The sequence below is a fragment of the Reyranella sp. GW821-FHT12G01 genome (assembly GCF_058806575.1).
In genome coordinates, this window is record NZ_JBXAPV010000003.1 from 663,158 (window position 1) to 688,898 (window position 25,741).

The 25,741-nt window shown below is 67.5% G+C and carries 22 protein-coding genes; 9 read left to right on the plus strand and 13 right to left on the minus strand.

Going from position 1 to position 25,741, the window contains the following annotated elements; genetic code table 11:
* Nucleotides 1-57: 57 nt before the first annotated feature.
* The 8 genes from AC1RP5_RS28190 to AC1RP5_RS28225 all read left to right on the plus strand — a co-directional run bounded on the left by AC1RP5_RS28190 (nucleotide 58) and on the right by AC1RP5_RS28225 (nucleotide 11,622).
* Entirely contained in the window at nucleotides 58-1,350 is a 1,293-nt protein-coding gene (locus AC1RP5_RS28190) for a hypothetical protein (RefSeq protein WP_493116126.1), read from the plus strand.
* Between the two features lie 9 nt (nucleotides 1,351-1,359).
* On the plus strand, nucleotides 1,360-2,841 hold the full coding sequence (locus tag AC1RP5_RS28195) for a hypothetical protein (protein WP_493116127.1): 1,482 nt from the start codon (nucleotides 1,360-1,362) through the stop codon (nucleotides 2,839-2,841).
* Between the two features lie 43 nt (nucleotides 2,842-2,884).
* Nucleotides 2,885-5,851: a virulence factor SrfB gene (locus AC1RP5_RS28200; protein WP_493116128.1), complete on the plus strand. Its 2,967-nt coding sequence runs from the start codon at nucleotides 2,885-2,887 to the stop codon at nucleotides 5,849-5,851.
* Between the two features lie 18 nt (nucleotides 5,852-5,869).
* Nucleotides 5,870-8,542, plus strand: a complete 2,673-nt coding sequence (locus tag AC1RP5_RS28205; RefSeq protein ID WP_493116129.1) for a virulence factor SrfC family protein — start codon at nucleotides 5,870-5,872, stop codon at nucleotides 8,540-8,542.
* 8 nt (nucleotides 8,543-8,550) lie between these two features.
* Complete coding sequence (locus tag AC1RP5_RS28210) at nucleotides 8,551-9,633, plus strand: tetratricopeptide repeat protein (protein WP_493116130.1); 1,083 nt, start codon at nucleotides 8,551-8,553, stop codon at nucleotides 9,631-9,633.
* Complete coding sequence (locus AC1RP5_RS28215) at nucleotides 9,630-10,115, plus strand: hypothetical protein (RefSeq protein ID WP_493116131.1); 486 nt, start codon at nucleotides 9,630-9,632, stop codon at nucleotides 10,113-10,115. The genes AC1RP5_RS28210 and AC1RP5_RS28215 overlap by 4 nt, the downstream gene beginning before the upstream one ends.
* A 63-nt stretch (nucleotides 10,116-10,178) precedes the next feature.
* A complete protein-coding gene (locus AC1RP5_RS28220; protein ID WP_493116132.1) occupies nucleotides 10,179-11,054 on the plus strand; it encodes a hypothetical protein in 876 nt (291 codons plus the stop codon).
* A 118-nt stretch (nucleotides 11,055-11,172) separates the two neighbouring features.
* Nucleotides 11,173-11,622: a hypothetical protein gene (locus tag AC1RP5_RS28225; protein WP_493116133.1), complete on the plus strand. Its 450-nt coding sequence runs from the start codon at nucleotides 11,173-11,175 to the stop codon at nucleotides 11,620-11,622.
* Here the strand turns inward: AC1RP5_RS28225 and AC1RP5_RS28230 are convergent.
* The 6 genes from AC1RP5_RS28230 to AC1RP5_RS28255 are packed head-to-tail and all read right to left on the minus strand — an operon-like array spanning nucleotide 11,588 to nucleotide 19,421.
* Nucleotides 11,588-12,271, minus strand: coding sequence for a response regulator (locus tag AC1RP5_RS28230; protein ID WP_493116134.1), 684 nt, complete (start codon nucleotides 12,269-12,271; stop codon nucleotides 11,588-11,590). The genes AC1RP5_RS28225 and AC1RP5_RS28230 overlap by 35 nt on opposite strands.
* Nucleotides 12,261-14,936, minus strand: a complete 2,676-nt coding sequence (locus tag AC1RP5_RS28235) for a DUF4118 domain-containing protein (RefSeq protein ID WP_493116135.1) — start codon at nucleotides 14,934-14,936, stop codon at nucleotides 12,261-12,263. The genes AC1RP5_RS28230 and AC1RP5_RS28235 overlap by 11 nt, the downstream gene beginning before the upstream one ends.
* Nucleotides 14,937-14,951: 15 nt before the next feature.
* The gene (kdpC, locus tag AC1RP5_RS28240) at nucleotides 14,952-15,542 is read right to left on the minus strand and encodes a potassium-transporting ATPase subunit KdpC (RefSeq protein ID WP_493116136.1); all 591 of its coding nucleotides are present in this window, start codon (nucleotides 15,540-15,542) and stop codon (nucleotides 14,952-14,954) included.
* 11 nt (nucleotides 15,543-15,553) lie between these two features.
* Entirely contained in the window at nucleotides 15,554-17,602 is a 2,049-nt protein-coding gene (gene kdpB, locus AC1RP5_RS28245) for a potassium-transporting ATPase subunit KdpB (RefSeq protein WP_493116137.1), read from the minus strand.
* Nucleotides 17,603-17,614: 12 nt separating this feature from the next.
* Complete coding sequence (gene kdpA, locus AC1RP5_RS28250) at nucleotides 17,615-19,324, minus strand: potassium-transporting ATPase subunit KdpA (RefSeq protein ID WP_493116138.1); 1,710 nt, start codon at nucleotides 19,322-19,324, stop codon at nucleotides 17,615-17,617.
* 7 nt (nucleotides 19,325-19,331) lie between these two features.
* Nucleotides 19,332-19,421: a potassium-transporting ATPase subunit F gene (locus AC1RP5_RS28255; RefSeq protein WP_493116139.1), complete on the minus strand. Its 90-nt coding sequence runs from the start codon at nucleotides 19,419-19,421 to the stop codon at nucleotides 19,332-19,334.
* Here AC1RP5_RS28255 and AC1RP5_RS28260 point away from each other — a divergent pair.
* A complete protein-coding gene (locus AC1RP5_RS28260) occupies nucleotides 19,420-19,596 on the plus strand; it encodes a hypothetical protein (protein WP_493116140.1) in 177 nt (58 codons plus the stop codon). The two genes, AC1RP5_RS28255 and AC1RP5_RS28260, sit on opposite strands and share 2 nt — an antisense overlap.
* A 35-nt stretch (nucleotides 19,597-19,631) precedes the next feature.
* On the opposite strand, the gene AC1RP5_RS28265 is transcribed toward AC1RP5_RS28260, so the two are convergent.
* The 7 genes from AC1RP5_RS28265 to AC1RP5_RS28295 all read right to left on the minus strand — a co-directional run bounded on the left by AC1RP5_RS28265 (nucleotide 19,632) and on the right by AC1RP5_RS28295 (nucleotide 25,655).
* Nucleotides 19,632-20,843, minus strand: coding sequence for an alpha/beta hydrolase family protein (locus AC1RP5_RS28265; RefSeq protein WP_493116141.1), 1,212 nt, complete (start codon nucleotides 20,841-20,843; stop codon nucleotides 19,632-19,634).
* Nucleotides 20,844-20,849: 6 nt separating this feature from the next.
* Nucleotides 20,850-21,359 carry a hypothetical protein gene (locus AC1RP5_RS28270; protein WP_493116142.1) on the minus strand — a complete coding sequence of 170 codons (510 nt, stop codon included), beginning with the start codon at nucleotides 21,357-21,359 and terminating at the stop codon, nucleotides 20,850-20,852.
* Between the two features lie 11 nt (nucleotides 21,360-21,370).
* Nucleotides 21,371-21,679, minus strand: coding sequence for a cytochrome o ubiquinol oxidase subunit IV (gene cyoD / locus AC1RP5_RS28275; protein ID WP_493116143.1), 309 nt, complete (start codon nucleotides 21,677-21,679; stop codon nucleotides 21,371-21,373).
* A complete protein-coding gene (gene cyoC, locus AC1RP5_RS28280; protein ID WP_493116144.1) occupies nucleotides 21,679-22,278 on the minus strand; it encodes a cytochrome o ubiquinol oxidase subunit III in 600 nt (199 codons plus the stop codon). The genes cyoD and cyoC overlap by 1 nt, the downstream gene beginning before the upstream one ends.
* Nucleotides 22,275-24,248, minus strand: a complete 1,974-nt coding sequence (gene cyoB / locus AC1RP5_RS28285) for a cytochrome o ubiquinol oxidase subunit I (protein ID WP_493116145.1) — start codon at nucleotides 24,246-24,248, stop codon at nucleotides 22,275-22,277. Before cyoB ends, cyoC begins: the two co-directional genes overlap by 4 nt.
* A 3-nt stretch (nucleotides 24,249-24,251) precedes the next feature.
* Nucleotides 24,252-25,136, minus strand: coding sequence for a ubiquinol oxidase subunit II (gene cyoA / locus AC1RP5_RS28290; protein ID WP_493116146.1), 885 nt, complete (start codon nucleotides 25,134-25,136; stop codon nucleotides 24,252-24,254).
* Nucleotides 25,137-25,253: 117 nt separating this feature from the next.
* Nucleotides 25,254-25,655 (minus strand): hypothetical protein, encoded by a 402-nt coding sequence (locus tag AC1RP5_RS28295; protein ID WP_493116147.1) that lies wholly within the window; start codon nucleotides 25,653-25,655, stop codon nucleotides 25,254-25,256.
* Nucleotides 25,656-25,741: the final 86 nt, after the last annotated feature.

The window sequence follows — 25,741 nt, forward strand, 5'->3', positions numbered from 1 at the left end:
ATTCGAACGATGATATGATGCCTCAGCCAGTATTCAGACTTCTGACCTCGGGCATCCATGGGCGAACGCCCCACTCTGTTGATGACGACGCGCCTCGGCGTGCGCCCTCTGGGCGTGCGAGGCGAACCGCTGCATTCGGTGGCAGGCCAGCTTCTGTCCGTCATCCGCCGTCGGCTGGGTGACGGTCCGGCCGACCTGCTGGCCGATCCGCAGCTTCGCGAGTCCGGCGACGGCATCGACTGGTACGCCGCGCGCACCGGCACGGTGCAGCGCCTCTCCGAACTTGGCGAGACCGAGCGCGCCGAGGCCTTGCGCACGGTCGAAGAGCAACTCGCCGCCATCCGCACCCTGGGCGCGCAGCTCAAGGACTCGCAGACCAGCGAGGAAGCGCGGCTGATCGGCCGCTCACTCGAACTCTCGACCTCGCGTCCATCCGACGATTTCGTCTTCGTCGTCGACGGCCAGCCGGTGATCGTCGCCTGGGGCTACGAAGCCGATGCCGCGGCGAGCCTGCAGCCCGCTTTCACCCTTGCGACCGTTCCCGTCGCCGCCCCGCGCCAGGCCGTGTTCGCCAGCGCGCCGGCCGCCGTGACACTGCCGGCGACGCGCATCGTCGGCTGGGCGCCCTGGTTCAGCGCGCTGCTGTTCGGGTTGATGCTGCTGCTTCTGCTGCTGCTGACTTCGTGGCTGCTGCGGGCCTGCGTGCCAGTTGATCCCACCCTGAACGTCGCCACGCTCGAGACGCCGGCTCCGCCCGCTCCCGAAGCGCCGCCCGATCCGACGCCGCTGCTGAAGGCGGCGCTCGAATCGTCGGGCGACGAGGCACAGAAGCTCAAGGCCGAACTCGCCGCGCTGCAGGCCGAGCTGAAGGACAAGCTCGAACAGTGCAAGCCGATCGAGCCGCCCAAACCGCCGCCGCCGCCGGCCCCGCCGCCCGTGGCCAAGGTCGAACCGCCCAAGCCCACGCCGGCTCCCCCGCCGCCGCAACCACCACCGCAGCAGCAGGCCGCCGCGCCGCCGGTCAACCGGCCGCCGCCGGGACAGCTTCCCTGCGATTGGTCGGGCGATTCCGGCGGCGAAGGCATAACGCGCAACAAGCATTATCTGGGCGACAAGCCCGGCTTCGTGGCGCTCAACTACCAGCTGTTCGTGGCGCCCGACGACATCAAGGTCATGTATCGCGGCCGCCAGATCGCCGGCACCGGCGGCCCGCGCAGTGGACGTGGCGGTTTCGGGTTCGACTGGAATCCGGTCGGCGGGGATTATTCGGTCGATGTGATCGTAACAGGTGAGCTACACGGCACGCGTTGGAACTACGCCATTGCCTGCCCCCGTGGTGGCAGGCGTTGAGGAGCTGAGATGGCCGCAGGTCCGCTACTCGTCAGTGAACCGCTGCAGCGCTATCGCGCGCTGGGGCTGGGCGGAGATCCGGTATGGCGCGCCGCGGGACAGTTGCGCGCCGCGATCGCCGCGCGCCTGTCGCGCGAGCATGCCGACCTGCTGGCGCTGCCCGAGGCCGAGCCGAGCGGCCGCACGATCGACTGGTACGCGCCGTTCGACGGCGAGGTGAAGCGCCTCAGCGACCTGGGCGACAGCGAGCGCCGCGAGATCCTCGACAAGGTGCAGCGCCTGCACGGCGAGATCGCGGGCCTCGCCACGCAGATGGAAGCCGTGGATCGCTCGAACGCCGAGCGCAACTTCGCGCGCCTGCTGCGTCACGCACTGACCGCGCCCGGCGAGGAGACGCTCTACGTCGTCGACGGCCGCCCGGTCATGACCTTCTGGGGCTTCACCGCCGATGCAGCGCTGCCCGGCGTGTTTCTGGCCAGCCCGCCGCCCGCCGTGGCGCCACGTGTTGCGGCCGCGCCGACGCTCGGACGGCCCGAAGCCGTGATGGTCTCCGCGCCGGCCGTCGCCGCCGTTGCGGGCACGCGCACCGTATGGTGGCAGTGGCTGCTGCTCGGCGTCCTGCTGATGCTGATCCTGGCGCTGCTCGCCTGGCTCGTGCGGCCCTACCTGCCGCGCCTCGAACCCTATATCGAAGCCGAGGCGCGCGAGCGGGCATTGAGCTTCGCCGTCCGCCAGCCGGGCGAGTTGCAACAGACCCGCGTTTCCACCTTGGTGCAGGACAATGAAACGCTGCGCCTCGAACTGGCCCGTCTCGCCGACGAGCTGTCGCGTCGCGGCGGCGACTGCGCCGCCGGCATCATCGGCCCGGGCGGCGTGATCGTGGGTTCGGTCGGCGGCCCGCCGATCGAGCGCGGCGCCGGTCCCGACCTCGGCGTCGCCGGCAACGATCCCACGAAGGACGCGTCCAAGGATCTCGACCGGCAGGAAGCCATGGGTCCGAACGGCAAGGATGCCAAAGGGGACACCAAGGGGCCGGACGAGCAGACCAAGGACAAGAATACCGCGGCGAAGAACGATCCGAAGAACGGTGCCGGCAACGACAAGAAGGACGAGCCCAAGCCGATGGTCGTGCCGCCCGAGGCCAAGCAGAAACAGGACCTCGCCTTCCTGAAGGGCGACTGGCGCTCGCGCACCGGCCTCGCCACCGCGACCGGCGAGAAGGACATCCGGCCGTCCTACACCCTGGACGACAAGGGCAAGGGCAAGGTCTCGTTCACCCAGAAGAACGGTGCGACCTGCGAGGCGCCCGCCGAAGCACGCTGGGACGGTACCAAGCTGGTGATCGAGGAGAAGAGCAATCCGCGCTGCAGCGACGGCAAGACCTATGCGCGTAACACCGTGAATTGCGAGGTCGGCGCCGACGGCGCGGCACAATGCAACGGCAGCCAGCCCGGCGACCCGCGCAGCTACAAGGTGCAGATCGGGCGTTGAGACCCTACATACACATGAAGCACGATAGCCGTACTGGATTGACATGAGCGACCTTGCCCGCCTGCCGAGCTATCCCAGCCCGACGACGCTGATTGCCCGCTCCGGCATCCAGTTTCTCGATTTCGGCTTCGATCCCGTGCGCCTCAAGGTGCGCGAATGGGGCTTCCATGATGCCGCCGCCACCAAGGCGGTCGACGATCTGGTGCAGCTCGACTTCGACGAAGGCCGCGGCCAGTACGAGGTGGTCGAGAACGGCCGCCGCCGCGCCGCCGATCCCAACCTCGTCATCACCGCCAAGGACGCGCTCGCGCCCTTTCTCGACAAGTGGGTGCCGGTGCCGTTCCTGCAGGTGCGGCCCAACAACCAGTTCCGCGAAGGTCCTGCTGACTGGGCGCGGGTGCGCGTGGTCGACCTCGAGGCGCGCTATGGCTCGGGCTATCGCGACGAACAGGGCAACCGCTATCGCGCGGTGCTGGCCTTCGACACCGGCCTGATCGCCGAGGCCGAGGGCCGCGCTTATTTGGCACCGTCGCCGAAGGACGTGACGGCGGGCGCGTTGTTTGCGCTGGCGCCGCAGCAGCGCGCCAACCACTGGCTGCTGCGCCAGGGCTGGATGGTGCAGTGGCTCGACGAGCTGTTCCACGAGCTGCATCCGCGCGCCACGGCCGAAGAGATCGACAACGACATCAAGCAGAAGCCGCAGGAAGCCACCGCGCGCTATCTCGCCTTCCTCGGCCTGCTGGCCGCCGCCGCGCACTTCCCGCCGGTCAAGCTGGTCGGTGATGCCGAGCGTCCCGGCCGCGGCGCCATCGAGGTCGACCTCGTGCTCGACGTCGGCAACTCGCGCACCTGCGGTCTGCTGATCGAGGCGGCGGGCGAGCTGGGCGTCAACCTGAACGACTCGTACGAACTCGCCTTGCGCGATCTCTCGCATCCCGAGGTCGTTCATACGCGCCCGTTCGAGTCGCGAGTCGAGTTCGCCCAGGCGTGGTTCGGCAAGAACCATCTCTCGCGTCTCGGCGGTCGCGCCGATGCTTTCGTCTGGCCGACCATGACCCGCGTCGGACCCGAGGCCACGCGCCTCGCCGCGCGTCGTCGCGGCACCGAGGGCAACACCGGCATGTCGAGTCCCAAGCGCTATCTGTGGGACGAGGAGCCGCAGACCCGCGAATGGCGCTTCAACGTGGCCTACGCGCAGGACCAGACACCGATGCCGGCCGCAGCCGGGCCGATGGCGCAGCTCGTGAACCAGAAGGGCGAGCCGCTGCATCTCGTCGATGCCGATGCGGACTCGGCCGACCATCTGCCGGTGTTCGAACCGCTCTACTCGCGCTCCTCGGTGATGACCTTCGTCCTCACCGAAGTGCTGTTGCAGGCGCTGACCCTGATGAACTCGCCGCAGCAGCGCGGCCGCCGTGCCCATGCCGAGACGCCGCGCCGCCTGCGCCGCATCGTGCTCACTTTGCCGACCGGCATGCCGCTGGCCGAGCGCCTGATCTTCCGCAAGCGTGCCGAGGCCGCGCGCGATCTCGTCTGGATGATGCTGGGCTGGAAGCTCGACGATCCGGCAGCACCGGCGCCGCGCGTGCTCACCGACTGGGACGAGGCAAGCTGCACCCAGCTCGTCTATCTCTACACCGAGGTCGCACGCAATTTCGGCGGCGACGCGCGCCGCTTCTTCCAGATCACGCGCAAGCCGCGCGGCAAGCCTGCCGACGACGTGCTGAACATCGCCAGCATCGATGTCGGCGGCGGCACGACCGACTTGATCATCAACTCCTATCGCCTCGAGGGCGCCGGCACTTCCGTGACGCTGTTCCCGGAGCAGAAGTTCCGCGAGGGTTTTAGCGTCGCGGGCGACGACATCCTGCTGCGTGTGGTCCAGGGCCACGTGCTGCCGCCGATCGAAGCGGCACTGCGCACGGCCGGCATCGGCAACCCGGCCGATCTTATGGCCGAGCTGGTGGGCGGCGACCGCGGCGGCGAGGACGTGATCCAGCGCAACCTGCGCCAGCAGTTCGCGCTGCAGATCGCCCATCCGCTCGCGCTCGAATTCTTGCGCGCAGCGGAGACGTACGATCCGACCTCCGGTGTCGTCGCGGCCGAGCCGCGTCCCTACGAGACCTTCTTCCCCGGCGGCGCCAAGCCGTCCGAGGAAGTCGTCACCTTCGTGAACGAAGCGGCGCGCAAGCGCGGTGCCCAGAACTTCGACCTGCGCGAGGTCGTCTTCCCGGTCGACCTGCCGGGCCTCGACAAGACGGTGCGGGCCGAGATGGGCCGCGTGCTGGCGCCGCTCGCCGAGATCGTCCACGCCTACGATTGCGACGTGCTGCTGCTATCGGGTCGGCCCTCGCGCCTGCCCGGCATCCGCGCGCTGGTCATGGAGCTGCTGCCCCTGCCGCCGGAACGCGTGATCTCGCTGCACGAGTATCGCGTCGGCGCCTGGTATCCGTTCCGCGATGCACGCCTGCGCGTGGAAGATCCCAAGACCACGGTGGCAGTCGGCGCGATGATCGCCGCACTCGCACAGTCGCAGCTTCCGGATTTCTCCTTCCGCTCCGACCTGCTGCGCTCCAAGAGCATCGCCCGGTTCATCGGCAAGCTCGACGGCGGCGGGCGCCTGCAGAAGGAAGACCTCATCTATCGCGATGTCGACCTCGACAATCGCGAATTCGAACTGCCCGAGATCGCCTTCGAGTTCCGCGGTCCCATGTGGCTGGGCGCGCGCCAGCTCGACCTGGTGCGCTGGCCGGCGGCACGGCTCTACGCGCTGGAATTCGCTAAGCCGGAATATGCCGAGCGGCACGCCCGCGAGACGCCGTTCAAGATCGCGCTCGCCCGCGTGAAGCCCAAGGACAAGGACTCGGGCGACGTCGAACGTTTCCGTCTGCGTCAGGTGACCAACCGCGACGGCCGTGCCGTCGCGCTCGATCGCCTGACTCTCCGCCTGCAGACATTGCCGCGCCGTGAGGGCTACTGGCTCGACACGGGCATGCTCAAGACAGGTTAAGGGACCCTCGGAAAGATCATGGACACAGTCGATCTCAAGCTGGCCCAGGACTGCGAAGCGCTGGCCGTCGCGGCGAGCGAGGGCGTGGCGTGGCTGAAGAACGCCGCCGAACAGTCGCCGACCGTGGCGCAGCAGGCGCCGTCGCTGGTGAGCGAACTGCAGAAGGTTCGCAACCAGAGCCGCAAGCTGGCGCGCGCCGCGCGACGCCGCATGTGCGTGGGCGTGTTTGGCCCGAGCCAGGCCGGCAAGTCCTACCTCGTGTCGATCCTGGCGAGCCGTGATGGCCGACCGCTGCAGGCACGCTTCGCCGACAAGACCTACGACTTCCTGCGCGAGATCAACCCGCCGGGCAATCGCGAGTCGACCGGCCTGGTCACGCGCTTCGGTCTCGGCCTCAGCGACGGCTCGTCGGAGTTCCCGGTGCGCGTACGTCTGCTGACCCAGACCGACATCGTGAAGATCCTGGGCAATTCGTTCCTGCTCGACTTCGATCACCAGAAGGCCGAGTTCGTAGGCCCCGATGGCGCGGCCATCCGCAAGCGCCTGTCGGAGCTGCGCGCCAAAGCGGAGCCGACGCCGGTCGGCGATCTCGACTCCGACGACGTGCTCGATCTGATCGAGTATTTCGACACCTTCTTCGCGGGCGTCACCGCCGAGCTGCGCACCGACTTCTGGCGCGAGGCGATCGATCTCGCGCCACGCCTGTCGGGCCACGACCGCGCCCGGCTGTGGTCGGTTCTGTGGTACGACTTCCAGCCCTTCACCGATCTCTATCTCACGCTCTACGATGGCTTGCAGAAGCTCAGCCACGCGCCCGAGGCGCTGTTGGGCATGGACGCGCTGATCCCGCGCGAGAAGAGCATCGTCGACGTTCTCACGCTCGACCGCCTCGGCGCCGACGATGACGACCCGCTGCTGGTGCGGCCGAAGCAGGCCGACGGCCGCAACTCGCCCGATGCCCGCCTGCCGCGCTCGCTTGTCTGCGCCCTCACCGCCGAGCTGAACGTCGCGATCGACGAGAAGCCGTGGGATTTCTTCGATCACACCGACCTGCTCGACTTCCCCGGCGCCCGCTCGCGCCTGAAGCTCGCCAATCTCGACGACGTCGCCAAGACCAAGGGCGTGGCCGAGGGCGCGAACCCGCTGCGCGAGCTGCTGCTGCGCGGCAAGGTCGCCTATCTCTTCCAGCGCTATTCGGCCGAGCGCGAGCTCAGCGCCATCCTTCTCTGCATTCCCGACGGCAACCAGGAAGTCCGCGACCTCTCCGACATGATGACGGCGTGGATCGACCAGACGATCGGCGGCACGCCGGCGGATCGCGCCAAGCAAAAGAACGCGCTGTTCCTCGTGCTTACGAAGATGGACCGCGAGTTCGAGCAGAAGGCCGGCGAGACCGAGGAATCGCGCCGCCTGCGCTGGAGCGCCCGCCTCGGCAATTCGCTGGTCAACAATTTCCGCGGCGAGTGGCCGCTGAACTGGAACGGCAAGCCGTTCGACAACAGCTTCTGGCTGCGCAATCCGACCGTCATCGACGAGCGGCTGATGGACTATGACGGCGGGCGCGAGGTCGGCATCGCCGATTCCTTTGCCCAGCGCGCCGGCGAGCTGCGCCGCCACTTCGTCGAGAACGAGGATGTGCGCCGCCACTTCGCCGACCCGGCCCGCGCCTGGGACGAGGCGTTCCGCGCCAACGACGGCGGCGTGGCGCATCTGGTCAAGAGCCTGATCCCGGTCTGCGATCCCGCGATCAAGCGGGCGCAGGTGCGCGGCCAGCTCGACGTGCAGCTGCGCCGTCTGGTCGACCGGCTGGCCGGCTTCCACAGCGCCTCCGACGGCGACGCGCGCACCAAGAAGCGCGACCTCATCCATACGGTGCTGCGTGGCTTGGCGAACGTCATCCAGCAGCAGTTGTTCGGTGAACTGGTCGCCGCCCTGCAGATTGCCGACACCGCCCTGCGCGAGATCTATTTCCGCATCGCCACGGCGCGGCCCTCCGACGAAGGCAACGGCAGCAAGAACGGCAAGGCGCCGGCTGCCGCCGCCCAGTCGACCGGCGCCGCCGTCGACATCGGTGCGATCTTCGCCGACGTCTTTGGCGAGGAGCCCGGTCGCGCGCCGCCGCCATCCGGCGTGATCGAGGATCGCGCCGAGCGCTTTGCCCGCGAGGCCGCGGAATACTGGCTGGAGAACATGCGGCGCGTCGGCGCCGACGAGAAGGCGCTGTCCCACTACGGTGTCGACCGCCAGCATCTCGGCTGGCTGATCGACGAGCTGATCGTGGGCGCCCATCGCCTGAAGCTGATCGACCAGCTCTCCCACGAGGTGCGCGAGCTGGAGAATGCCGCCAACGCCAAGTGGGAAGAGATCGCCGAGCGCCAGGTGCGCACCGCCTCCTCGGCCCTCAACGGCTATGTGAGTGCACTGGGTTTCGACAAGCTGCCGCTCGATCAGCGGCCCGGCCTGCCGCCGAATGCGCCGCTGCGTCGCGTGTTCGAGCAGCCGACGCTGATGATCGACGGCATCCCGCAGCTCAGCGAGAATCCGGCGCCGATCTACGCCGACTATTGCAAGGACTGGATGCGCGCTTTCCTGCAGCTTGCCATGGACAATGTCGGCTATGAGGGCGGTCGCGAGATCACGCCCGAGCAGAACGACCGGCTGGGCGCCATCCTGCGCACCGTGGCTGCCTGAGGAATTCGATGCCCGTCCGCGCGTCCATTGCCCCGCTGCCGGAACCCGGCCACGCACTGCTGCGCGTGAGCGAGCTCGACGCTTCGCCTGACGGCCTCACCATCTCGATCCAGCGCCAGCAGGGCCCCGATACGCATCTGGCGGATGATGGCTGGCGACGCACCGAGACCTGGCTGATGCCCGACGAGGTGACGCGCAACGGCGAGGTTCTGGAATTCCATCTCGGCCCCGAGATCTGCGACCGGCTGGCCGGCATCGCCACGATCCGCCTGCGCGTGCGCGAGCCCGACATCGGCGTGGTCGGCACCACCGTCGTTGCCTGGCCCGCGATGCTGACCTCGGGCGCGGCCGGCGCTTCGGGCACCTACGACGACACGGTGCGGCTGCGTCGCCGCCAGCAGGCAGCCCCGCCGCCCGAACCCGAATTACCGCCGCCGCTGGAGATCGCTCCCGAGCCGCCTCCTCCGCCGCCGCGTCCCGACTTGCGGGCGGCACGCGATCCGTTGGCCGATGTCCCCAGGCGCTCCGGTGCAACGGGCTGGATGATCGCGGCCGTGCTGGTGCTGCTCGCGGTCGGTGGCGGTTACTACTACTGGACCAACCATCTGCATCCGCCCGAGCCGGTCGTCGCCACGGCGCCACCGCCGGTGACACCAACTCCCGCGGAGCCGCCGAAGAAATCGGTGCGCGAGACCGTCGCCGAGTATCTCGCGACCAAGCCCACGCCGGAAGCGATGCTCGCCAAGGCCCAGGAATTCACCAAGGCCGGCGACACCGGCGCCGCCTTCCTGGTCTATCGCCAGGCTGCCGAGCAGGGCAGCGTGCCGGCCCAGGTCGAACTCGCGTCCTTCTACGATCCGACGACGCCGGCCAAGGCAGGCTTCCCGCACGATGGCGCGCAGGCCGCCGACTGGTACGAGCGCGCCGCGCTGACCGGTCTCGCCGAGGCGCAGCGCAAGCTCGGGCTGCTGCTCGCCAAGGGCGGCGCCGGCCTCACTGCCGACGCGACCAAGGCCAAGGTCTGGCTGCAACAGGCGGCGGCGCAGAACGACGCCGACGCGAAAAAGGCACTGGACGGTCTGCCCAAATGAACAAGAGCCTGTCGCTGCTGACGATGGCAGCGTTTCTAGCCGGACCGGCACACGCGCAGACAGCGTCGACCAAGCCCGTCAGCCCGCCACCGCCGAGCAACCTCGCCTGCGGAGTCCTGAAGGCCGAGACCACGAAGACGGGCGCGACCTCGAACTGGACGGTCTCCGGTCCTGCGGGAAAGAACACCGAGACCGGCGTGCTGAAGAGCGGCCCGCGCTTCGACTGCATCGACGGCGCGGTGCTGACGGTCGAGTTCACCTCGACAGCCGGCCACTCGTTCTTCGACGCCTACTTCGCCGACGGCACCAACATCGGCTACGGCCGCCAGCAGATCGACAAGCGTGGCGCGCGGTTCGTCCTGCCCATCCAGGCCAAGGCGCGGATCGCGGCCCCCTACCGGGCGGCCTTCGACTATCACTGCAAGCTCAACATGCCGGCCGATCCCATCTCGCCGGCGATGCGAGCGGAGTGCGCGTTCTAAATCCCCTTGTCAGCAGGCATGCTAATTGCATTTACTGTGCATTGCCTGCAAACGGGGAAACTTATGAAATCCAAAGTCTTCAGCGCGCTGACCGCCATTGCACTTGCCGGCTCGACATTGCTGGCCGTTCAACCGGCCCTGGCGCAGGGCGCGATCGACAACAGCTCGATCGGCGCGGCTGCTTTCCGCGAGCACAAGCGCACTTTCGGGCTGGTCTACACGCTGCCGAAGGAAGTGAACGACCTTCTCAACATCACGATCGGCGGGTTGCTGCGCGAGAAGCTCCTGAACGCCAACCTCATCGACGAGGCGCTGCGCTTCAACATTCCGCACGTCACCGTGCTGCACATCCACAATGCCGATCCGACGACGCCGGAAAAGATGTTGAAGGCGATGCCGAAGCTGCCGCCGGTACTGAACGTCACGCTGAAGACCTTCTATACGACCGAAGCCGCCAAGGGCGCGGGCCATCCCTGGTGGCTCGACCTCGGCATCGTGAAGGAAGGCGCGGGCTTCGAGGCGATGATGGCCTTCAACACCCTGGCCACGCCGGCCCTGACGCCGCTGCGCGACGGCCCGCTGCCGCGCGTCACCGGGCCGGTCTATGCGGCGATGGCCGATGCCGGCAAGGAACTCGTCCGGACGGTCGGCGTCAGCGGCATCAACACCGTCAAGGACGGCAAGGAACTGCGCCCGCACAATCCGCACAACACGCTGGTCTACTCGATGGCCAAGTTCACGCCGGAGATCCAGGCGGCCTTCAACCAGACCGCGGTCGAGTTCAACCAGATCCTGCCCGACGGCATCCCGACCGCCTTCAAGACGGTGTCGATCGTCGAACTGGGCTTCGCCGGCAACGTGCTGCGCGAGATCTATCGCCTGAGCCTCGAGGACGGCTCGGTGATCAACGTCGCGACCGGCGCCAAGGTCGCGAAGTAGTTCCTCATCCGGTACGGGCGGCCCCGCCTTTATGGCGGGGCTATGCCCGGCCGCTTCCTTCCCTCTCGAATTCCTACGGGACGCTCCGCCATATCGGCGGCGTCCCGGAGGTCTTCGCATGCTCGATATCCCGTCTGCCGCCCCTGACGATCCCTCGGCGGTCCTCGTCGATCAGGTCATGGCGGCCGCGCACCTGCCCTCGACGGCGAGTGTTGCCGTCATCGGTCATCACACCCTGCCTCTCCTTCTCGCGCTGATGCGTCGTGGCTGTGCCTGCGTACGCAGCCTGCGGCCCGACGCGGTGTCGCCGGATGGCGAGGCCGCCGACCTTGCGTGGATCGTCGATGTCGCCAACGAAGATGAGCTTTGCGAGGCGCTGCAGGCCGCGCGTCGCCGGACCGGCGCTCAGGGGCGCGTGATCGTCGAAGGCAGCGAATGCACCTGCCGCAACGGCCTTTCAGCCGTTTGCGATCGCGTGACCGATGCGGGCCTCGACGTGGTGTCGTTCGATCACGTGGCGGGCCGGCTCGTCCTCAGACCAACCGGTAGCCCACGCCCGGCTCGGTGAGGACATGCTGCGGAGAGGCCGGATCGGTCTCGATCTTCTGGCGAAGCTGGCGGATGTAGACGCGCAGGTACTGCGGATCGACGGCCTCGTCACGCCAGACTTCGCGCAGCAGGTGGCGATGCGTCAGCACCTTCCCCGCATGGATCGCGAGCTGTTCGAGGATGTCGTATTCCTTGGGCGAGAGTTTCACCGCCTCGCCGTTCCTCTCGACCAGCCGGCGCACCAGATCGACCTTCAGGGTGCCGCTGGTGAAGCCGCGCTCCGCGCCTTGCTCCTGCAGCCGGTGGCGCAAGGCGGCGCGCAGGCGCGCCATCAGCTCCTCGGCGCCGAACGGCTTGGTGACATAGTCGTCGGCGCCAGAATCGAGGGCCGCCACCTTGGCCGCTTCCTCGCCGCGTCCCGACAGAACCACGATGGGCACGGGCCCGAGCTTGCGGAGGTCGCCGATCAGGTCGAGCCCGTCGCGATCGGGCAGGCCGAGATCGAGCAGCACGAGATCGGGCCGGTGATGCCGCACGGCCTGCAGCGCCTCGGCGCCCGTGCCGGCCTCCAGGGTGCGGTAGTCGTGCGCCGCCAGGGTCGTGCGCAGCAGCCGGCGGATCGGCGGCTCGTCCTCGACGATCAGGATGGTGGCGCCGTCAGCCGTCATTCGGGGATACCGGAAAACTCACCATGAACTCCGCACCGCTGCGATCGTCCCGATTGCGCGCTAACAGCGTGCCGCCCATGGCTTCGACCAAACCGCGGGCAATGGCAAGGCCCAGGCCCGTGCCGGCGCGGCGCCGGTCGCCTGATTCGGCACGATAGAACTTCTCGAAGATGCGTTCGAGATCCGCTTCGGCGATGCCCGGCCCCTCGTCGCGCACGACGATCTCGACCCGCGCGCCCGCCGACTTCGCCTCGACCGAGAGACGGCCACCGGGCGGGGAATACTTGGCGGCATTGTCGAGCAGGTTGAACAGCGCCTGCTCGGCCAGCACGAAGTCGAGCGACAGGGCGGGCAATCCCGGCGGCACGATGCTGGAGACCTCGTGCCCCGCCACCAAAGGTGCTGCGCGTCGCAAGGCGGTCGAAACGAGATCGCCCACTTCGACCGCCTCGCGCCTGGGAACGATCGCGCCGGCATCGAGCCGCGTCATGTCCAGAAGGTTGCCGACGAAGCGGTCGAGCCGTTCGGACTCGCCCTGCGCCGTCGACAACAATTCCTCGCGCGCCGCCGCGTCGTAGCGTTCGCCAAAGCTGCGCAGGCTGGACAGCGACCCGATGATCGAGGCCAGCGGCGTGCGCAGATCGTGCGACACCGAGGTCAGCATCGAGGAACGCATCCTTTCGCGCTCCGCGCCCAGCCGCGCCTGGTCGATATCCTCGGCCAGGGTCACCCGCTCGATGGCGACGGCGGCCTGGTTGCCGACGGCTTCGAGCAGGCGGCGTTCGCCGGCCGAGAGCTGATATCCTTCCTTCTGCGGCAGGACGCCAATCGCTGCGACCGCCGAGCGGCTGGTGCGGATCGGCACGAACAGCCAGCGCCCGCCCGGCAAGGTATCGGTGCCGCGCCCTGCGGGACGGTCGGCATCCCACGACCATCGGGCGGCAGCGAGATCGGCGTCGCTCAGCGCCCCGTCCGGCGGAAAAGCCGCCTTCGTCACGAGCTCGCCGTCCTGCGGCATCAGCACGACGACCTCGGCCTTCAGCAGCCGGGCGAGATGCGAAACCACGATCCACAGCAGATCGTAGAGATCGACGACGCCGGCGATCTTGCGGCTGAAGGCGTAGAGGCCCGCCGTGGTCTGGGCCTCGCGGCGCGCCGACTCCGTCTGCGTTCGGGTGCGGGCCGCCAGCGCGCTCGCGATGACCGCCACAACCACGAACAGGAAGAGCGCGATCACGTTGGCGGGATCGGAGATCGTGAATTGGTAGAGCGGCGGCAGGAAGAAGAAGTTAAAGCAGGCGACGCTCAGCGCCGAGACCCAGAGCGACGGCACCAGCCCGTGCCGCGCCGCCGCGAAGAGCACGGGCAGCACGTAGACCAGCGAGATGTTGGGCAGCACGATCAGCCGGTCGATCAGGACGCCGACCGCCGTCGCGACCGCTGTCGCCAGAGTCCCTTCGAGATAAGGCCCCGGCGTCATCGGCACATCGCGCAGCCAGTCCTGCGGGCTGCTCTTCTGCTCGGCCTCGGCCGAGGGCGCGACCTCGACGGCGAGGCCCGAGCCGGAGCGCACAAGCTCGTCGACCACCGAGCCGTGGCGCAGCTCGAACCAGCGCGACCGCCGCGACTTGCCGACCACGACCCGCGTGGCGTTACGCGAGCGGGCGAAGGCCACGATCTCCTCGACGACCGAGCGGCCCGGCAGGGTCACGATCTCGGCGCCGAGCTGGGCCGCGAGCCGCTGCGCCTCCGCAAGACGCGCATGCTCGGTTTCGGAGAGCGTCGCGTGCCGGTCGGTCTCGACATAGAGCGCGATCAGCTCGGCATCAAGCGCGTCGGCGCTGCGCTTGGCCGCGCGCACGGCATTGGCCGCACCGGGTCCGGGATCGAGGCAGACGATCACCCGTTCGCCGGCCGCCCAAGGGCCGGTGATGGCGTGCTCGCGCATGTAGCTGCGCATCTGTTCGTCGACGCGCACGGCGGTGCGCCTTAGCGCCAGTTCGCGCAGGGCGGTGAGGTTACCCGGCGAGAAGTAATGGCGCAGCGCGCGTTGCGCCTGGTCGCGGACATAGACCTTGCCCTCGGCCAGGCGGGCGATCAGGTCGGCCGGTGTCAGGTCGATCAGCTCGACCTCGTCGGCGGCATCGACCACGTGGTCGGGCACGGTCTCCCGCACGCGGATGCGCGTGATGCGCGCCACCACGTCGTTCAGGCTCTCGATATGCTGGACGTTCAGGGTCGAATAGACGTCGATGCCGGCGGCCAGAAGCTCCTCGACATCGAGATAGCGCTTGGGATGGCGGCTGCCCTCGGCATTGGTGTGCGCAAGCTCGTCGACCAGCACCAGCGCCGGCCGCCGCTTCAGGATGGCGTCGAGGTCCATCTCCTCGAGCGTGCGGCCGCGATACTCGACGGACCGGCGCGGCAGGATTTCTAGCCCCTTGAGCTGCGCCTCGGTCTCGGCGCGGCGGTGCGTCTCGACGACGCCGACCACCACGCCGATGCCTTCGCGCAGGCGGCGATGGGCCGCCGAGAGCATCTCGTAGGTCTTGCCGACACCGGGCGCGGCGCCGAGGAAGATCTTGTGCTTGCCGCGTGATTCCTTCTCCGCCGCCTTCAGGAGTGCGTCGGGCGAGGGCCGGAGATCGTCAGCGGTGCTGGCCATTCGTCCGGATCATTGTCACCGCTTGGGCATCGCGTCGAGGGCGAGGTTGAGCTGCAACACGTTGACCCGCGGCTCGCCCAGCAGGCCGTACATGCGGCCCTCGGTGTGCTGCGTCACCAGCGCCTGCACCTCGGCTTCCGGCAGGCTGCGCGCCTTGGCGACGCGCGCCACCTGCCACGAGGCGGCCTGGGGCGAGACGTGCGGATCGAGGCCGCTGCCCGAGGTCGTGACGAGGTCGACCGGCACGCCCTTGCCGAGCTTGTCGGCATCTTCCTTGACCCTGTCGACCAGCGCCTTGGCGGTCGGGCCGAGGTTGGAGCCCATCGAGTTGGCCGCGTTGTAGGGCGCGGCGACGGTCTTGGTGGGGTCCGCCGGATCGGTGTCAGTCGTGGCCGAGGGGCGGCCATGGAAGTAGGTCTCGCCGGTGAAGGACTGGCCGATCAGGCTCGATCCCACGACCTTGCCGCCCTTCTCGATGAGCGACCCCGCAGCCTGTCCGGGGAAGATCGCCCCCGCAGCGCCCACCATGGCCAGCGGATAGGCAATGCCCAACAGCACGGTCATCAGCACCAGCATGACGACGGACGCACGGAAATGACGAAGCATGACAGTCTCCTTCAGGCGAGGCCGGCGGCCGCGACCACGACGTCGATCAGCTTGATGCCGACGAAGGGTACGATCAGGCCGCCGATTCCATAGATCAGCAGGTTGCGCCGCAGCAGCGAGGCGGCGCCGCTCGGGCGGTACTGGACGCCGCGCAGGGCGAGCGGGATCAGCGCCACAATGATCACGGCGTTGAAGATGATGGCCGAGAGGATGGCGCTCTGCGGCGTCGCCAGGCCCATGACGTTCAACACGCCGAGCTGCGGGTAGAAGGCGATGAACATCGCCGGGATGATGGCGAAGTATTTCGCCACGTCGTTGGCGATCGAGAAGGTGGTGAGCGCGCCGCGCGTCATCAGCAATTGCTTGCCGATGGCCACGATCTCGATGAGCTTGGTCGGGTCGCTGTCGAGGTCGACCATGTTGCCGGCCTCGCGCGCGGCATTGGTGCCGGTCTGCATGGCCACACCGACATCGGCCTGGGCCAGCGCCGGCGCATCGTTGGTGCCGTCGCCGCACATCGCCACCAGCTTGCCCTTGGCCTGCTCCTCGCGGATCAGGCGCAGCTTGGCCTCGGGCGTCGCCTGCGCCAGGAAGTCGTCGACGCCCGCTTCGGCGGCAATGGCGGCCGCGGTCTGCGGATTGTCGCCGGTGATCATCACCGTGCGGATACCCATGGCGCGCAGCTCCGCGAAGCGCTCGCGGATACCGCCCTTCACGATGTCCTTCAGGTAGACGACGCCCAGGATCCTTCCGTTTTGGGAAACACCGAGCGGCGTGCCGCCCTCCTTGGCGACGGTCGAGGCGATGCGGTTCACCTCCTCGGCCGGCGGCACGATGCCGAGCGAGCGCGCATGCTCGAGCACCGAATCGATCGCGCCTTTGCGGATCACCGCGCCCTCATGGTCTACGCCGCTCATGCGGGTCTGCGCCGTGAAGGGCACGAACTGCGCGCGCAGGTCGGCCACGTCGACACCGCGCAGGCCGTACTTCTCCTTGGCCAGCACGACGATCGAACGGCCCTCGGGCGTCTCGTCGGCCAGGCTGGCGAGTTGGGCCACCTTGGCCACCTCGTCCTCGGTGACGCCGGTCACCGGGATGAACTGCGTCGCGTGGCGGTTGCCCAGGGTGATGGTGCCGGTCTTGTCGAGCAGCAAGGTGTCGACGTCGCCCGCCGCTTCGACGGCACGGCCGGAAGTCGCCAGCACGTTGAAGCGCACCAGCCGGTTCATGCCGGCAATGCCGATGGCCGACAGGAGCGCGCCAATGGTCGTCGGAATGAGCGTGACGAACAGCGCGATCAGCACGACGACGGAGACCGCGCCGCCGGCATAGGTCGCGAAGCTCGGGATGGTCACGACGGCCAGCACGAAGATCAGGGTGAGGCCCGCCAGCAGGACACTGAGCGCCAGCTCGTTGGGCGTCTTCTGGCGGGCGGCGCCCTCGACCAGGGCGATCATGCGGTCTAGGAAGCTCGATCCCTCCTCGGCGGTGATGCGGACCTTGATCCGGTCCGACAGCACCCGCGTGCCGCCGGTGACGGCGGAACGGTCGCCGCCGGCCTCGCGGATCACGGGCGCGGATTCGCCGGTGATGGCCGATTCGTCGATCGTCGCCACGCCCTCGATGATCTCGCCGTCGCCCGGCACCAGGTCGCCGGCCTCGACCAGCACCTTTTCGCCGACCTTCAGCGTATGGGCACGGCGCGGCTCGAACGTGTCGCCGACGCCCAGCAAGACCTTGGCCATGGTCTCGCTTCGCATGCGACGCAAGGTGTCGGCCTGGGCCTTGCCGCGGCCCTCGGCGACCGCCTCGGCGAACGTGGCGAACAGGACGGTGACCCACAGCCAGATCACGATCTGGATCTGGAAGCCGCTGCCCGCCACGCCGGTTACGACGTCGCGCACGGTGAGGATGGTGGCGGCCAGCGCCACCATCTCGACGGTGAACATCACCGGGTTCTTCACCAACTCGCGCGGGTCGAGCTTGGTTAAGCTGCCCAGCAGGGCCGGTTTCAGGATCGCGGGGTCGAACAGGGACTGCGATTTATCGCGCTTACTCATGATGACGCCTCGCTAGAACAGCGTGCCGGCCAGCAGCGCGAAATGCTCCGCGATCGGGCCGAGGGCCAGGGCTGGCAGGAAGGTGAGACCGCCGACGATCAGGACGGCGCCGACCAGCAGGCCGACGAACAGGCCACCCTGCGTCGGGAAGGTACCAGCCGAGATCGCGGCCTTGCGCTTGGCGGCGAGCGATCCCGCAACCGCCAGCATCGGGATGATGATGGCGAAGCGGCCGACCATCATCGCGACGGCCAAGGTGCCGTTGTAGAAGACGGTGTTGGCCGAGAGGCCGCCGAAGGCGCTGCCGTTGTTCGCCGCCGCCGACGTGTAGGCATAGAAGATCTCGCTGAAGCCATGCGGGCCGGCATTGGCCGGACCGGCGAGGCCCGCCGGGACGACGGCGGCCAGCGCCGTGAAGCCCAGCACCGCGAGCGGCACGCAGAGGATCGCGAGCATGGTGAACTTCACCTCGCGCGCCTCGATCTTCTTGCCGACGTATTCGGGCGTCCGACCCACCATCAGGCCCGCCAGGAAGATCGCCAGGATGGCGAACAGCAGCATGCCGTAGAGGCCCGCGCCGACGCCGCCGATGATGATCTCGCCCAACAGCATGTTGATCAGCGGGATCATCCCGCCGAGCGGCATGAAGCTGTCGAGCATGGCGTTCACCGCGCCGCACGAGGCGGCGGTGGTGATCACGGCGAACAGGGCCGACAGGGACGCGCCGAAGCGGACTTCCTTGCCTTCCATGTTGCCGGCGGCATTGTCGACGCCGAGCGCGCTCAGCAGCGGATTGCCGCCAGCCTCGGCCCAGTAGCAGACGACCACGCCGGCCAGGAACAGCACGCCCATGGCCGCGAGGATCGCCCAGCCCTGGCGCTCGTCGCCGACGGCGCGGCCGAACACGTTGGTGAGAGCGGCGCCGATCACGAAGATCGACAGCATCTGCACCAGGTTCGAGAGCGCCGTCGGGTTCTCGTAGGGATGCGCGGAGTTGGCGTTGAAGAAGCCGCCGCCGTTGGTGCCCAGCATCTTGATGGCGAGCTGCGAGGCCACGGGGCCCTGCGCGATGGTCTGCTTGGCGCCCTCGAGCGTCGTCGCCTCGACATAGGGCGAGAGGTTCTGCGGCACGCCCTGCCAGACGTAGAAGACCGTCAGCAGCAAGCAGAACGGCAGCAGCACATAGAGCGTGGCGCGCACCATGTCGGCCCAGAAGTTGCCGATGCCCTTGGATTCGGCTCGCGCGAAGCCACGCACCAGCGCGACGGCCAGCGCAATGCCGGTGGCGGCGCTCAGGAAGCTCTGAACCGAGAGACCGGCCATCTGCGAGAGATAGCTCATCGTCGATTCGCCACCGTAACTCTGCCAGTTGGTGTTGGTCAGGAAGCTCACGGAAGTATTTCCCGCGAGATCGGGCGGCACGGCGCTCATGCCCTGCGGATTGAGCGGCAGCAGGTCCTGTACGCGCAACAGAGCGTAGAGAAACGCGAAGCCCACGATGTGGAAGACGATCATGGCGCGGGCATAGACCCACCAGCTCTGTTCCTCCGCCGGGTCGATGCCGGCGAGGCGATAGAAGCCGTTCTCGATGGGGCGCAGCACGGGCGACAGAAGCGTGCGCCGTCCCGCCAGGACATTGTCGAGATAGCCGCCGAGCGGCCGCGTGAGCAGCAGCACGAGGCCGCAGAAAAGGGCGATCTGCGCCCAGCCGTTGAGAGTCATGACCGCCTCAGAACTTCTCTGGCTGCGCCAGCGCGACCGTGAGGTAGACGAGCAAAAGGACGGCGAGGCCGCCGCCAAGCAGGTAATCGAAGCTCATGATCGCCTCACAGCCGGTGGCACAGGCGTTCGTAGGCGATCAGCAGGCAGAACAGCACCAGGCCGCCGCCGAAAAACAGAATGTCGAGCATGGGAACTCCTTCGCCGTCATAGAAGGGCTGCAGGGCATAGGAATTCGAGCCGGCGACCGCGCGGCCGGCATAGGAATCTCATAGGAAATTTTTGGACAGGCGCCCGCCGGGGCACCGGTTCAGCGGGCGGCCATCACCGTGTCGAGCCAGTCGAACACGCGGCGGTTCAGCACCGAGCGGTTCCCCATCTCGCAATGATCGCCCGCGCCCTCGGCCGCCGTGAACCGGACGATCTGCCTGGGGCAGCGCAGGGCGTCGAACACGGTCTGCGTCTCCGAGGCCAGGCTGTCGTTTTCCGCGTGCGTGAGCAGCACGGGGCACCTGATGCCCTCGATACGGCCTTCGAGGCTAAAACCCTCGATGAGCCGCAGATAGTCGCGGAGATCTTTGGCGCCGTTGGCCCAGAAGCCGCGCTGCACGATCTTCCAGCGCAATCCTCGGTCGGCCTGGATGATCCCGAACATGGTATCGAGCACGCTTTGGTCGAGCGTGGACAGGCTGGCGTCGGCAGCAAGGTCGGCGCCGAGGCGGCTGGCGAATACACGCGCCGACGACGCCACGCTCCACAGGCCCGGATCGGCGATGCAGGCGGCCAGACGCGGCTCACCGGTCGCCGCGCGCAAGGCGAGATGACCGCCGAGGCTCGCGCCGCTCAGCGCGATGCACGCAGGATCGACACCCGGGAGCGACACGGCGAAGTCCACCACCGCACGCACCACAACCTCCCAGTCCGGTCGTAGCGGCATCCCATGCTCGTAGAGCATCTCGCCCTGCCCCGGCCCGTCGAAGATCAGGCAGTGGTAGCCGCGCTGCGAGGCCGCCACCGCCGACGCGAAATAGAGATCGGTCACCGTGGCGTCGTAGCCGTCGACCTGGATGACCAGCGGCCGCACCGTGCCGGCCTTTCCGGCGGCGGGAATGAAATAGGCCGGAAGCGATCCACCCTCGAAGGGAATGCGCAGCGGCAGGACCGGCGGCTCGCCCAGCGCGAGGCCCTTGTCGAAGACGTCGATCTGCTTGCGGAATGCCGACACGAGCCTTGGATCGACCGGCGTGCCGAACAGCAGATGATACGAGGCGGCATAGGCGACGCTCGCCTGCAGGAACAGTTCCCGCGCGGAACCACGATGGCCGCGCGCCAGGACATCCTGTGCTTCGCTCGCCAGCCGGTCGCCGGTGGCGACCCATGCCGAATAAAAGGCCGAATCGTCGCCGTCGCCCACGGCTTCGGCGACCGCGGCGATCTCGCCGAAGTCCGGCCCGCCGTAGCGGATATAGGCGAGAGGCCAGGTTCCGAAATCCTCGTGAAGCTCGTCCTTGAAGAGCTTCATCGCGGCCTACTGCCGGAACCGCAGGCTGACCGCGAGCATGCGCAGCGACAGGACGGCAAGGCTGAGGCCCAGCATCGCGAACAGCAGGCTGGGCTCGGCGAGTGGCATGCCACGATAGGGAAAGATCTGCCCGCCGATCAGCATGAACAACCAGATGCCACCCCAACTGGCCATCTCGAAGAGCGACGACGAGCCGGGAATGTAGGCCGGGGGCTTCCGGTAGGGACCAAAGCGCACGCGCCAGAACATGTAGGCCGACGCCACGATGAACCAGAGGAAGCTCAGGAACTGCACCGCCGCCAGCAGGGTCACCGGCTTGGGGATGCGGCACCAGAAGGCCGGGAGGCCGGCCGCGCACAACCCGTCGAGCGCGGCCGCCGTGAAGCCGATCGCCGTCGCTTCCAGCGACAGGTTGGTGAGCGCGAGGTAGGCGAGGACCGTCGCCGCGACGGGAGACAGACCGACAACCCACTCCCACGTGAGGAGTGGCGTCATCTTCGACTTGGCTTGTGCCATCAGACCGCCGGCTAGAGCGCCATGCGGGCGTGCAGGTCGAACATGATCCAGAAGCTGCCGCCCACCATGAGGAACAGCAGGATGGCGGTGAAGACCAGCGCCAGCATGTTCTCGCGCGGCGTCGTGGTGAAGTTCATGTGCAGGAAGAAGCGCAGATGGACCAGCACCTGGAGCACGGCGGCGACGCCGATGACGAGCAGCGTGCGCTGCGGCGGCAGGGCGTGCGTGTAGACCAGCCAGAAGGGGACCGCGCTCAGCACGACGGCCAGCACGAACCCGATCAGGTAGGAACGCAGGGCGTGCGGGGTTTGGTGTTCCATCAGAGCAGTCCCGGCAGATAGACGATGGAGAAGATGCCGACCCAGGCGATGTCGAGGAAGTGCCAGAAGAGGCCGAGACGGAAGAGCCGCGACGTGACCGGCAAGGTGAGGCCCTTCAACGCGACTTGCGCGCCCAGGATCACGATCCAGATCAGGCCCATGCTGACATGGACGCCGTGCGTACCGACCAGCGTGAAGAACGCCGACAGGAAGCCGCTGCGATCGGGACCGGCGCCCTTGGCGATCATGCCGGCGAACTCGCGCACCTCGAGAAACACGAAGCCCGCGCCCAGCAGGAAGGTGATGGCGAGCCAGCCAAGCACCGCGCCACGATTGCCGGCCTTCGACTGGAGACTGGCAAAGCCGAAAGTCGTGCTGGAGACCAGCAGCAGCACCGTCTCGAGGGCGGCGTTGTTCAGGTCGAACAGCTGCTTGCCCGTGGGACCGCCGGCGGTGCCGGGGATCATGATGGCGTAGGTCGCGAACAGCAGGGCGAAGATCACGGCATCGCCCATCAGGTAGAGCCAGAAGCCCAGCGCCCGCTGCTCGTGGGTCTCGATCTCCTCGCGCTCGTGTTCGCTCATGTGGGTGACGCTCATGGCTTGCTCCCCATGAGACGGAATCGTTCGTCCTCGATGGCCTTCACCTCGGCGGCCGACATGGTGAATTCCTGATCGTCATTGGACGAGCGCACGATCACGGCGCCCAGCATGATCAGTCCCGAGACGATCACCAGCCACCAGATGTGCCAGATCATGGCGAAGCCCACGACGAAGGCGAAGGCGCCCAGGATCACGCCGATCGGCGTGTTCGACGGGATGCGGATCGGCTGGTAGGTGGCCGGCCGCTGGTAGGCAGTGCCCTTTTCCTTCATCTCCAGGAACGCCTCGCGGTCGCTCACCGTCGGGATCACCGCGAAATTGTACGGCGGCGGCGGCGAGGAGGTGGACCATTCCAGCGTACGACCGTTGAACGGATCGCCGGTCAGGTCGCGCGTCTTGTTGCGGTCGCGGATCGAGACGTAGAGCTGCATCACCATGCAGCCGATGCCGCACAGCACGACCACCGCGCCGAGGGCGGCGACCATCAGGTAGGGCTGCCAGGTCGGGTCGTTGTAGGTTTCCATGCGGCGCGGCATGCCCTTCAGGCCGAGCAGGTAGAGCGGCATGAAGGCGAGATAGAAGCCGATGATCCAGCACCAGAAGGCGCCGAGCCCCCAGCCGCGGTGGAAGGCGAAGCCGAAGGCCTTGGGGAACCAGTACATGTAGCCGGTGAGATAGCCGAACAGCACGCCCGGGATGATCATGTTGTGGAAGTGCGCGATCAGGAAGGTCGTGTTGTGCATCAAGAAGTCGGCCGGCGGGATGGCCAGCAGCACGCCGGTCATGCCGCCGATCACGAACGTCACGATGAAGCCGATGCTCCACATCATCGAGGGATGGAACTCGATGCGACCGCGATACATGGTCAGCAGCCAGTTGAACACCTTCACGCCCGTGGGCACCGCGATGATCATGGTCATCACGCCGAAGAAGGCGTTGACGCCGGCGCTGGAGCCCATGGTGAAGAAATGGTGCAGCCAGACGGTGAAGGACAGGATGCCGATCGCCGCCGTCGCATAGACCAGCGATTCGTAGCCGAACAGGCGCTTGCGCGAGAAGGTCGACACGACCTCGGAGAAAATGCCGAAGGCCGGCAGGATCAGGATGTAGACTTCCGGATGGCCCCAGATCCAGAACAGGTTGACGTAGTTCATCATGTTGCCGCCGTTTGCATTCGTGAAGAAATGCATGCCGGCGAGGCGGTCGAGGGCAAGGAGACCGCAGGCCACGGTGATGGCCGGGAAGGCGAAGGCCATCAGGACCGAGGCGACGAGCGCGGTCCACACGAAGGGCGTCATGCGCATCAGGGTCATGCCCGGCGCGCGGCGCTTCAGGATCGTCACGATGAAGTTGATACCCGACATGGTCGAGCCGACGCCCGATATCAGGATCGCCCAGATCCAGTAATCGACGCCGACGCCGGGGCTGTAGTCGATGCCTGAGTAAGGCGGATAGCCGGTCCAGCCCGCGGTCGAGAACTTGCCGATCACCAGCGAGACCATGACCAGTGCCGCACCGGCCGCGCCCAGCCACAGGCTGACGGCATTCAGCCACGGGAAGGCCACGTCGCGCGTGCCGATCTGCAGCGGCATGATGACGTTGATCAGCCCCGTCATGAACGGCATCGCCATGAAGAAGATCATGATGGTGCCGTGCGAGCTGAAGATCTGGTCGAAATGCTCGGGCGGCAGGTAGCCGCCGCCGTTCAACGCCATCGCCTGCTGGGCACGCATCATCAGGGCGTCGACGAAGCCGCGCAGCAGCATGATCAGCGCCAGCACGATGTACATGATGCCGACGCGCTTGTGGTCGACGCTGGTCAGCCAGTCGGTCCAGAGATACTTCCAGGCCTTCAGGTAGGTCAGCACGGCCGCGACCAGCAGCGCACCGCCCACGGTGACGGCGGCGCCGCCCGCGGCGATGGGGCTGTAGAACGGCAGAGCGTCGATCGTCAGTTTGCCGAACATCAACTATCTCCCGGCCGGCGCAGGATGCGCATGGCCGCTGTGCCTGTATTTGTCGATGATCGAGTCGAACAGCTTGGGTTCGACCGTCGAATAATAGGTGATGGGGTTGGCCCGGCTCTTGGCCGCCAGCGCCTTGTAGGCGTTGGCATCGAGCGCGGTGCCGTTCTGCTTGGCCCGCGCCACCCAGGCGTCGAAGTCGGCCGGTGTCATGGCCAGCACCTCGAAATGCTGATCGGAATAACCGCCGCCGCTGTACTGGCTGTTGCGGCCGACGAACTTGCCGGGCTGGTCCGCCAGCATCTGCAGGCGAGTCTGCATGCCGGCCATGGCGTAGATCTGCCCGGCGAGCTGCGGCACGTAGAAGGAATTCATCACCGTGTCGGAGGTGATGCGCAGGCTGACCGGCCGGCCCGCCGGGAAGGCAAGCTGGTTCACGACCGCGATCCCCTGTTCCGGATAGATGAACAGCCACTTCCAGTCCTGCGCCACGACCTGGACGTCGAACGGCGCTTCCTTGGATTCCAGCGGACGGTAGGGATCGAGCCGGTGGGTGCTGCGCCACAGCAGCACGGCGACGGCGATGACGATCAGGGTCGGCACGAACCAGGTAAGGGCATCGAGCTTGACCGAAGTGGACCAGGTCGGCGTGTACTTGGCCTTGGTGTTGGAGGCGCGATACCTCCACGCGAACCACAGGGTGAGGATGATGATCGGAACGATCACCAGCATCATCACGCAGAAGGCATCGAACAGGAGGTCGCGCTCTGCCAGAGCGATAGGACCCTTGGGATCCAGCACGGGAGCCCGCCTGAGGTCGCAAGCACCCGTCAGAACGGCCAAGCCGACCGCCGACGCCGCTCCCCACCATCGAGTTACAGCCAGCTTCACGCTCCCCCGCCCGACCTATTGCACTGTCAGGGCAGAGTGAAGCTAGCTGTTGTATTGAGCAACGATTCTTTTGTTACGTTTAGGTCTGCGCCTAGGACTGCGGCGAGATCTTCCCGCTCAAGTCTTCTGACCCGCGGGTGCAGGCGTCGATGCGGGCGGCGCCTTGCCCGCCGGATCCTTCGCCGTACACACGTCGGCGCGCAGCCGCTCCTTCAAGGTCGCGATCTGGTCCTCGATCTGCTTGTTGGCGGCCTTCTGCTTCTCGATCTGCTCCTCGAGCGCCTTGACCTGCGCTGCATCCGGACCGGCGGGCGCCGGGGGAGCCGGTGGCGCGGGCAACTGGACCGCTACGTTCACGATCGGACGGTAGAAAAGGTACCAGCCGAGGCCGAGACCGGCGGCGAGCAGGAAGAAGCCCCCCACCAGGCCGCCCAGAATCCAGGGCCAGCGCGGCGTGGACTGCACGGGGATGGACTGCGTGGGGATCGAACGCTCGGGAGGCGGAAGGGCGTCGGCCATATGCCAGTGAGGCTCCGGTTCAAGGGTGCAGTCAATACCCGCCGCGCGGCGGAATTTGGGCGCAGGGCGGGCCCCGCCAAGGCTCT

Excerpts from the sequence above, each read along its gene's own strand:
- AC1RP5_RS28200 (WP_493116128.1), top strand. The coding sequence starts at position 2,885 with ATGAGCGACCTTGCCCGCCTGCCGAGCTATCCCAGCCCGACGACGCTG.
- kdpA (WP_493116138.1), bottom strand. The coding sequence starts at position 19,324 with ATGACTCTCAACGGCTGGGCGCAGATCGCCCTTTTCTGCGGCCTCGTG.
- AC1RP5_RS28215 (WP_493116131.1), top strand. The coding sequence starts at position 9,630 with ATGAACAAGAGCCTGTCGCTGCTGACGATGGCAGCGTTTCTAGCCGGA.
- AC1RP5_RS28295 (WP_493116147.1), bottom strand. The coding sequence starts at position 25,655 with ATGGCCGACGCCCTTCCGCCTCCCGAGCGTTCGATCCCCACGCAGTCC.
- AC1RP5_RS28235 (WP_493116135.1), bottom strand. The coding sequence starts at position 14,936 with ATGGCCAGCACCGCTGACGATCTCCGGCCCTCGCCCGACGCACTCCTG.
- AC1RP5_RS28270 (WP_493116142.1), bottom strand. The coding sequence starts at position 21,359 with ATGGCACAAGCCAAGTCGAAGATGACGCCACTCCTCACGTGGGAGTGG.
- AC1RP5_RS28225 (WP_493116133.1), top strand. The coding sequence starts at position 11,173 with ATGCTCGATATCCCGTCTGCCGCCCCTGACGATCCCTCGGCGGTCCTC.
- kdpC (WP_493116136.1), bottom strand. The coding sequence starts at position 15,542 with ATGCTTCGTCATTTCCGTGCGTCCGTCGTCATGCTGGTGCTGATGACC.
- AC1RP5_RS28265 (WP_493116141.1), bottom strand. The coding sequence starts at position 20,843 with ATGAAGCTCTTCAAGGACGAGCTTCACGAGGATTTCGGAACCTGGCCT.
- AC1RP5_RS28230 (WP_493116134.1), bottom strand. The coding sequence starts at position 12,271 with ATGACGGCTGACGGCGCCACCATCCTGATCGTCGAGGACGAGCCGCCG.
- AC1RP5_RS28255 (WP_493116139.1), bottom strand. The coding sequence starts at position 19,421 with ATGAGCTTCGATTACCTGCTTGGCGGCGGCCTCGCCGTCCTTTTGCTC.
- cyoB (WP_493116145.1), bottom strand. The coding sequence starts at position 24,248 with ATGTTCGGCAAACTGACGATCGACGCTCTGCCGTTCTACAGCCCCATC.
- AC1RP5_RS28220 (WP_493116132.1), top strand. The coding sequence starts at position 10,179 with ATGAAATCCAAAGTCTTCAGCGCGCTGACCGCCATTGCACTTGCCGGC.
- cyoC (WP_493116144.1), bottom strand. The coding sequence starts at position 22,278 with ATGAGCGTCACCCACATGAGCGAACACGAGCGCGAGGAGATCGAGACC.
- AC1RP5_RS28260 (WP_493116140.1), top strand. The coding sequence starts at position 19,420 with ATGATCGCCTCACAGCCGGTGGCACAGGCGTTCGTAGGCGATCAGCAG.
- cyoD (WP_493116143.1), bottom strand. The coding sequence starts at position 21,679 with ATGGAACACCAAACCCCGCACGCCCTGCGTTCCTACCTGATCGGGTTC.
- kdpB (WP_493116137.1), bottom strand. The coding sequence starts at position 17,602 with ATGAGTAAGCGCGATAAATCGCAGTCCCTGTTCGACCCCGCGATCCTG.
- AC1RP5_RS28190 (WP_493116126.1), top strand. The coding sequence starts at position 58 with ATGGGCGAACGCCCCACTCTGTTGATGACGACGCGCCTCGGCGTGCGC.
- AC1RP5_RS28195 (WP_493116127.1), top strand. The coding sequence starts at position 1,360 with ATGGCCGCAGGTCCGCTACTCGTCAGTGAACCGCTGCAGCGCTATCGC.
- AC1RP5_RS28205 (WP_493116129.1), top strand. The coding sequence starts at position 5,870 with ATGGACACAGTCGATCTCAAGCTGGCCCAGGACTGCGAAGCGCTGGCC.
- AC1RP5_RS28210 (WP_493116130.1), top strand. The coding sequence starts at position 8,551 with ATGCCCGTCCGCGCGTCCATTGCCCCGCTGCCGGAACCCGGCCACGCA.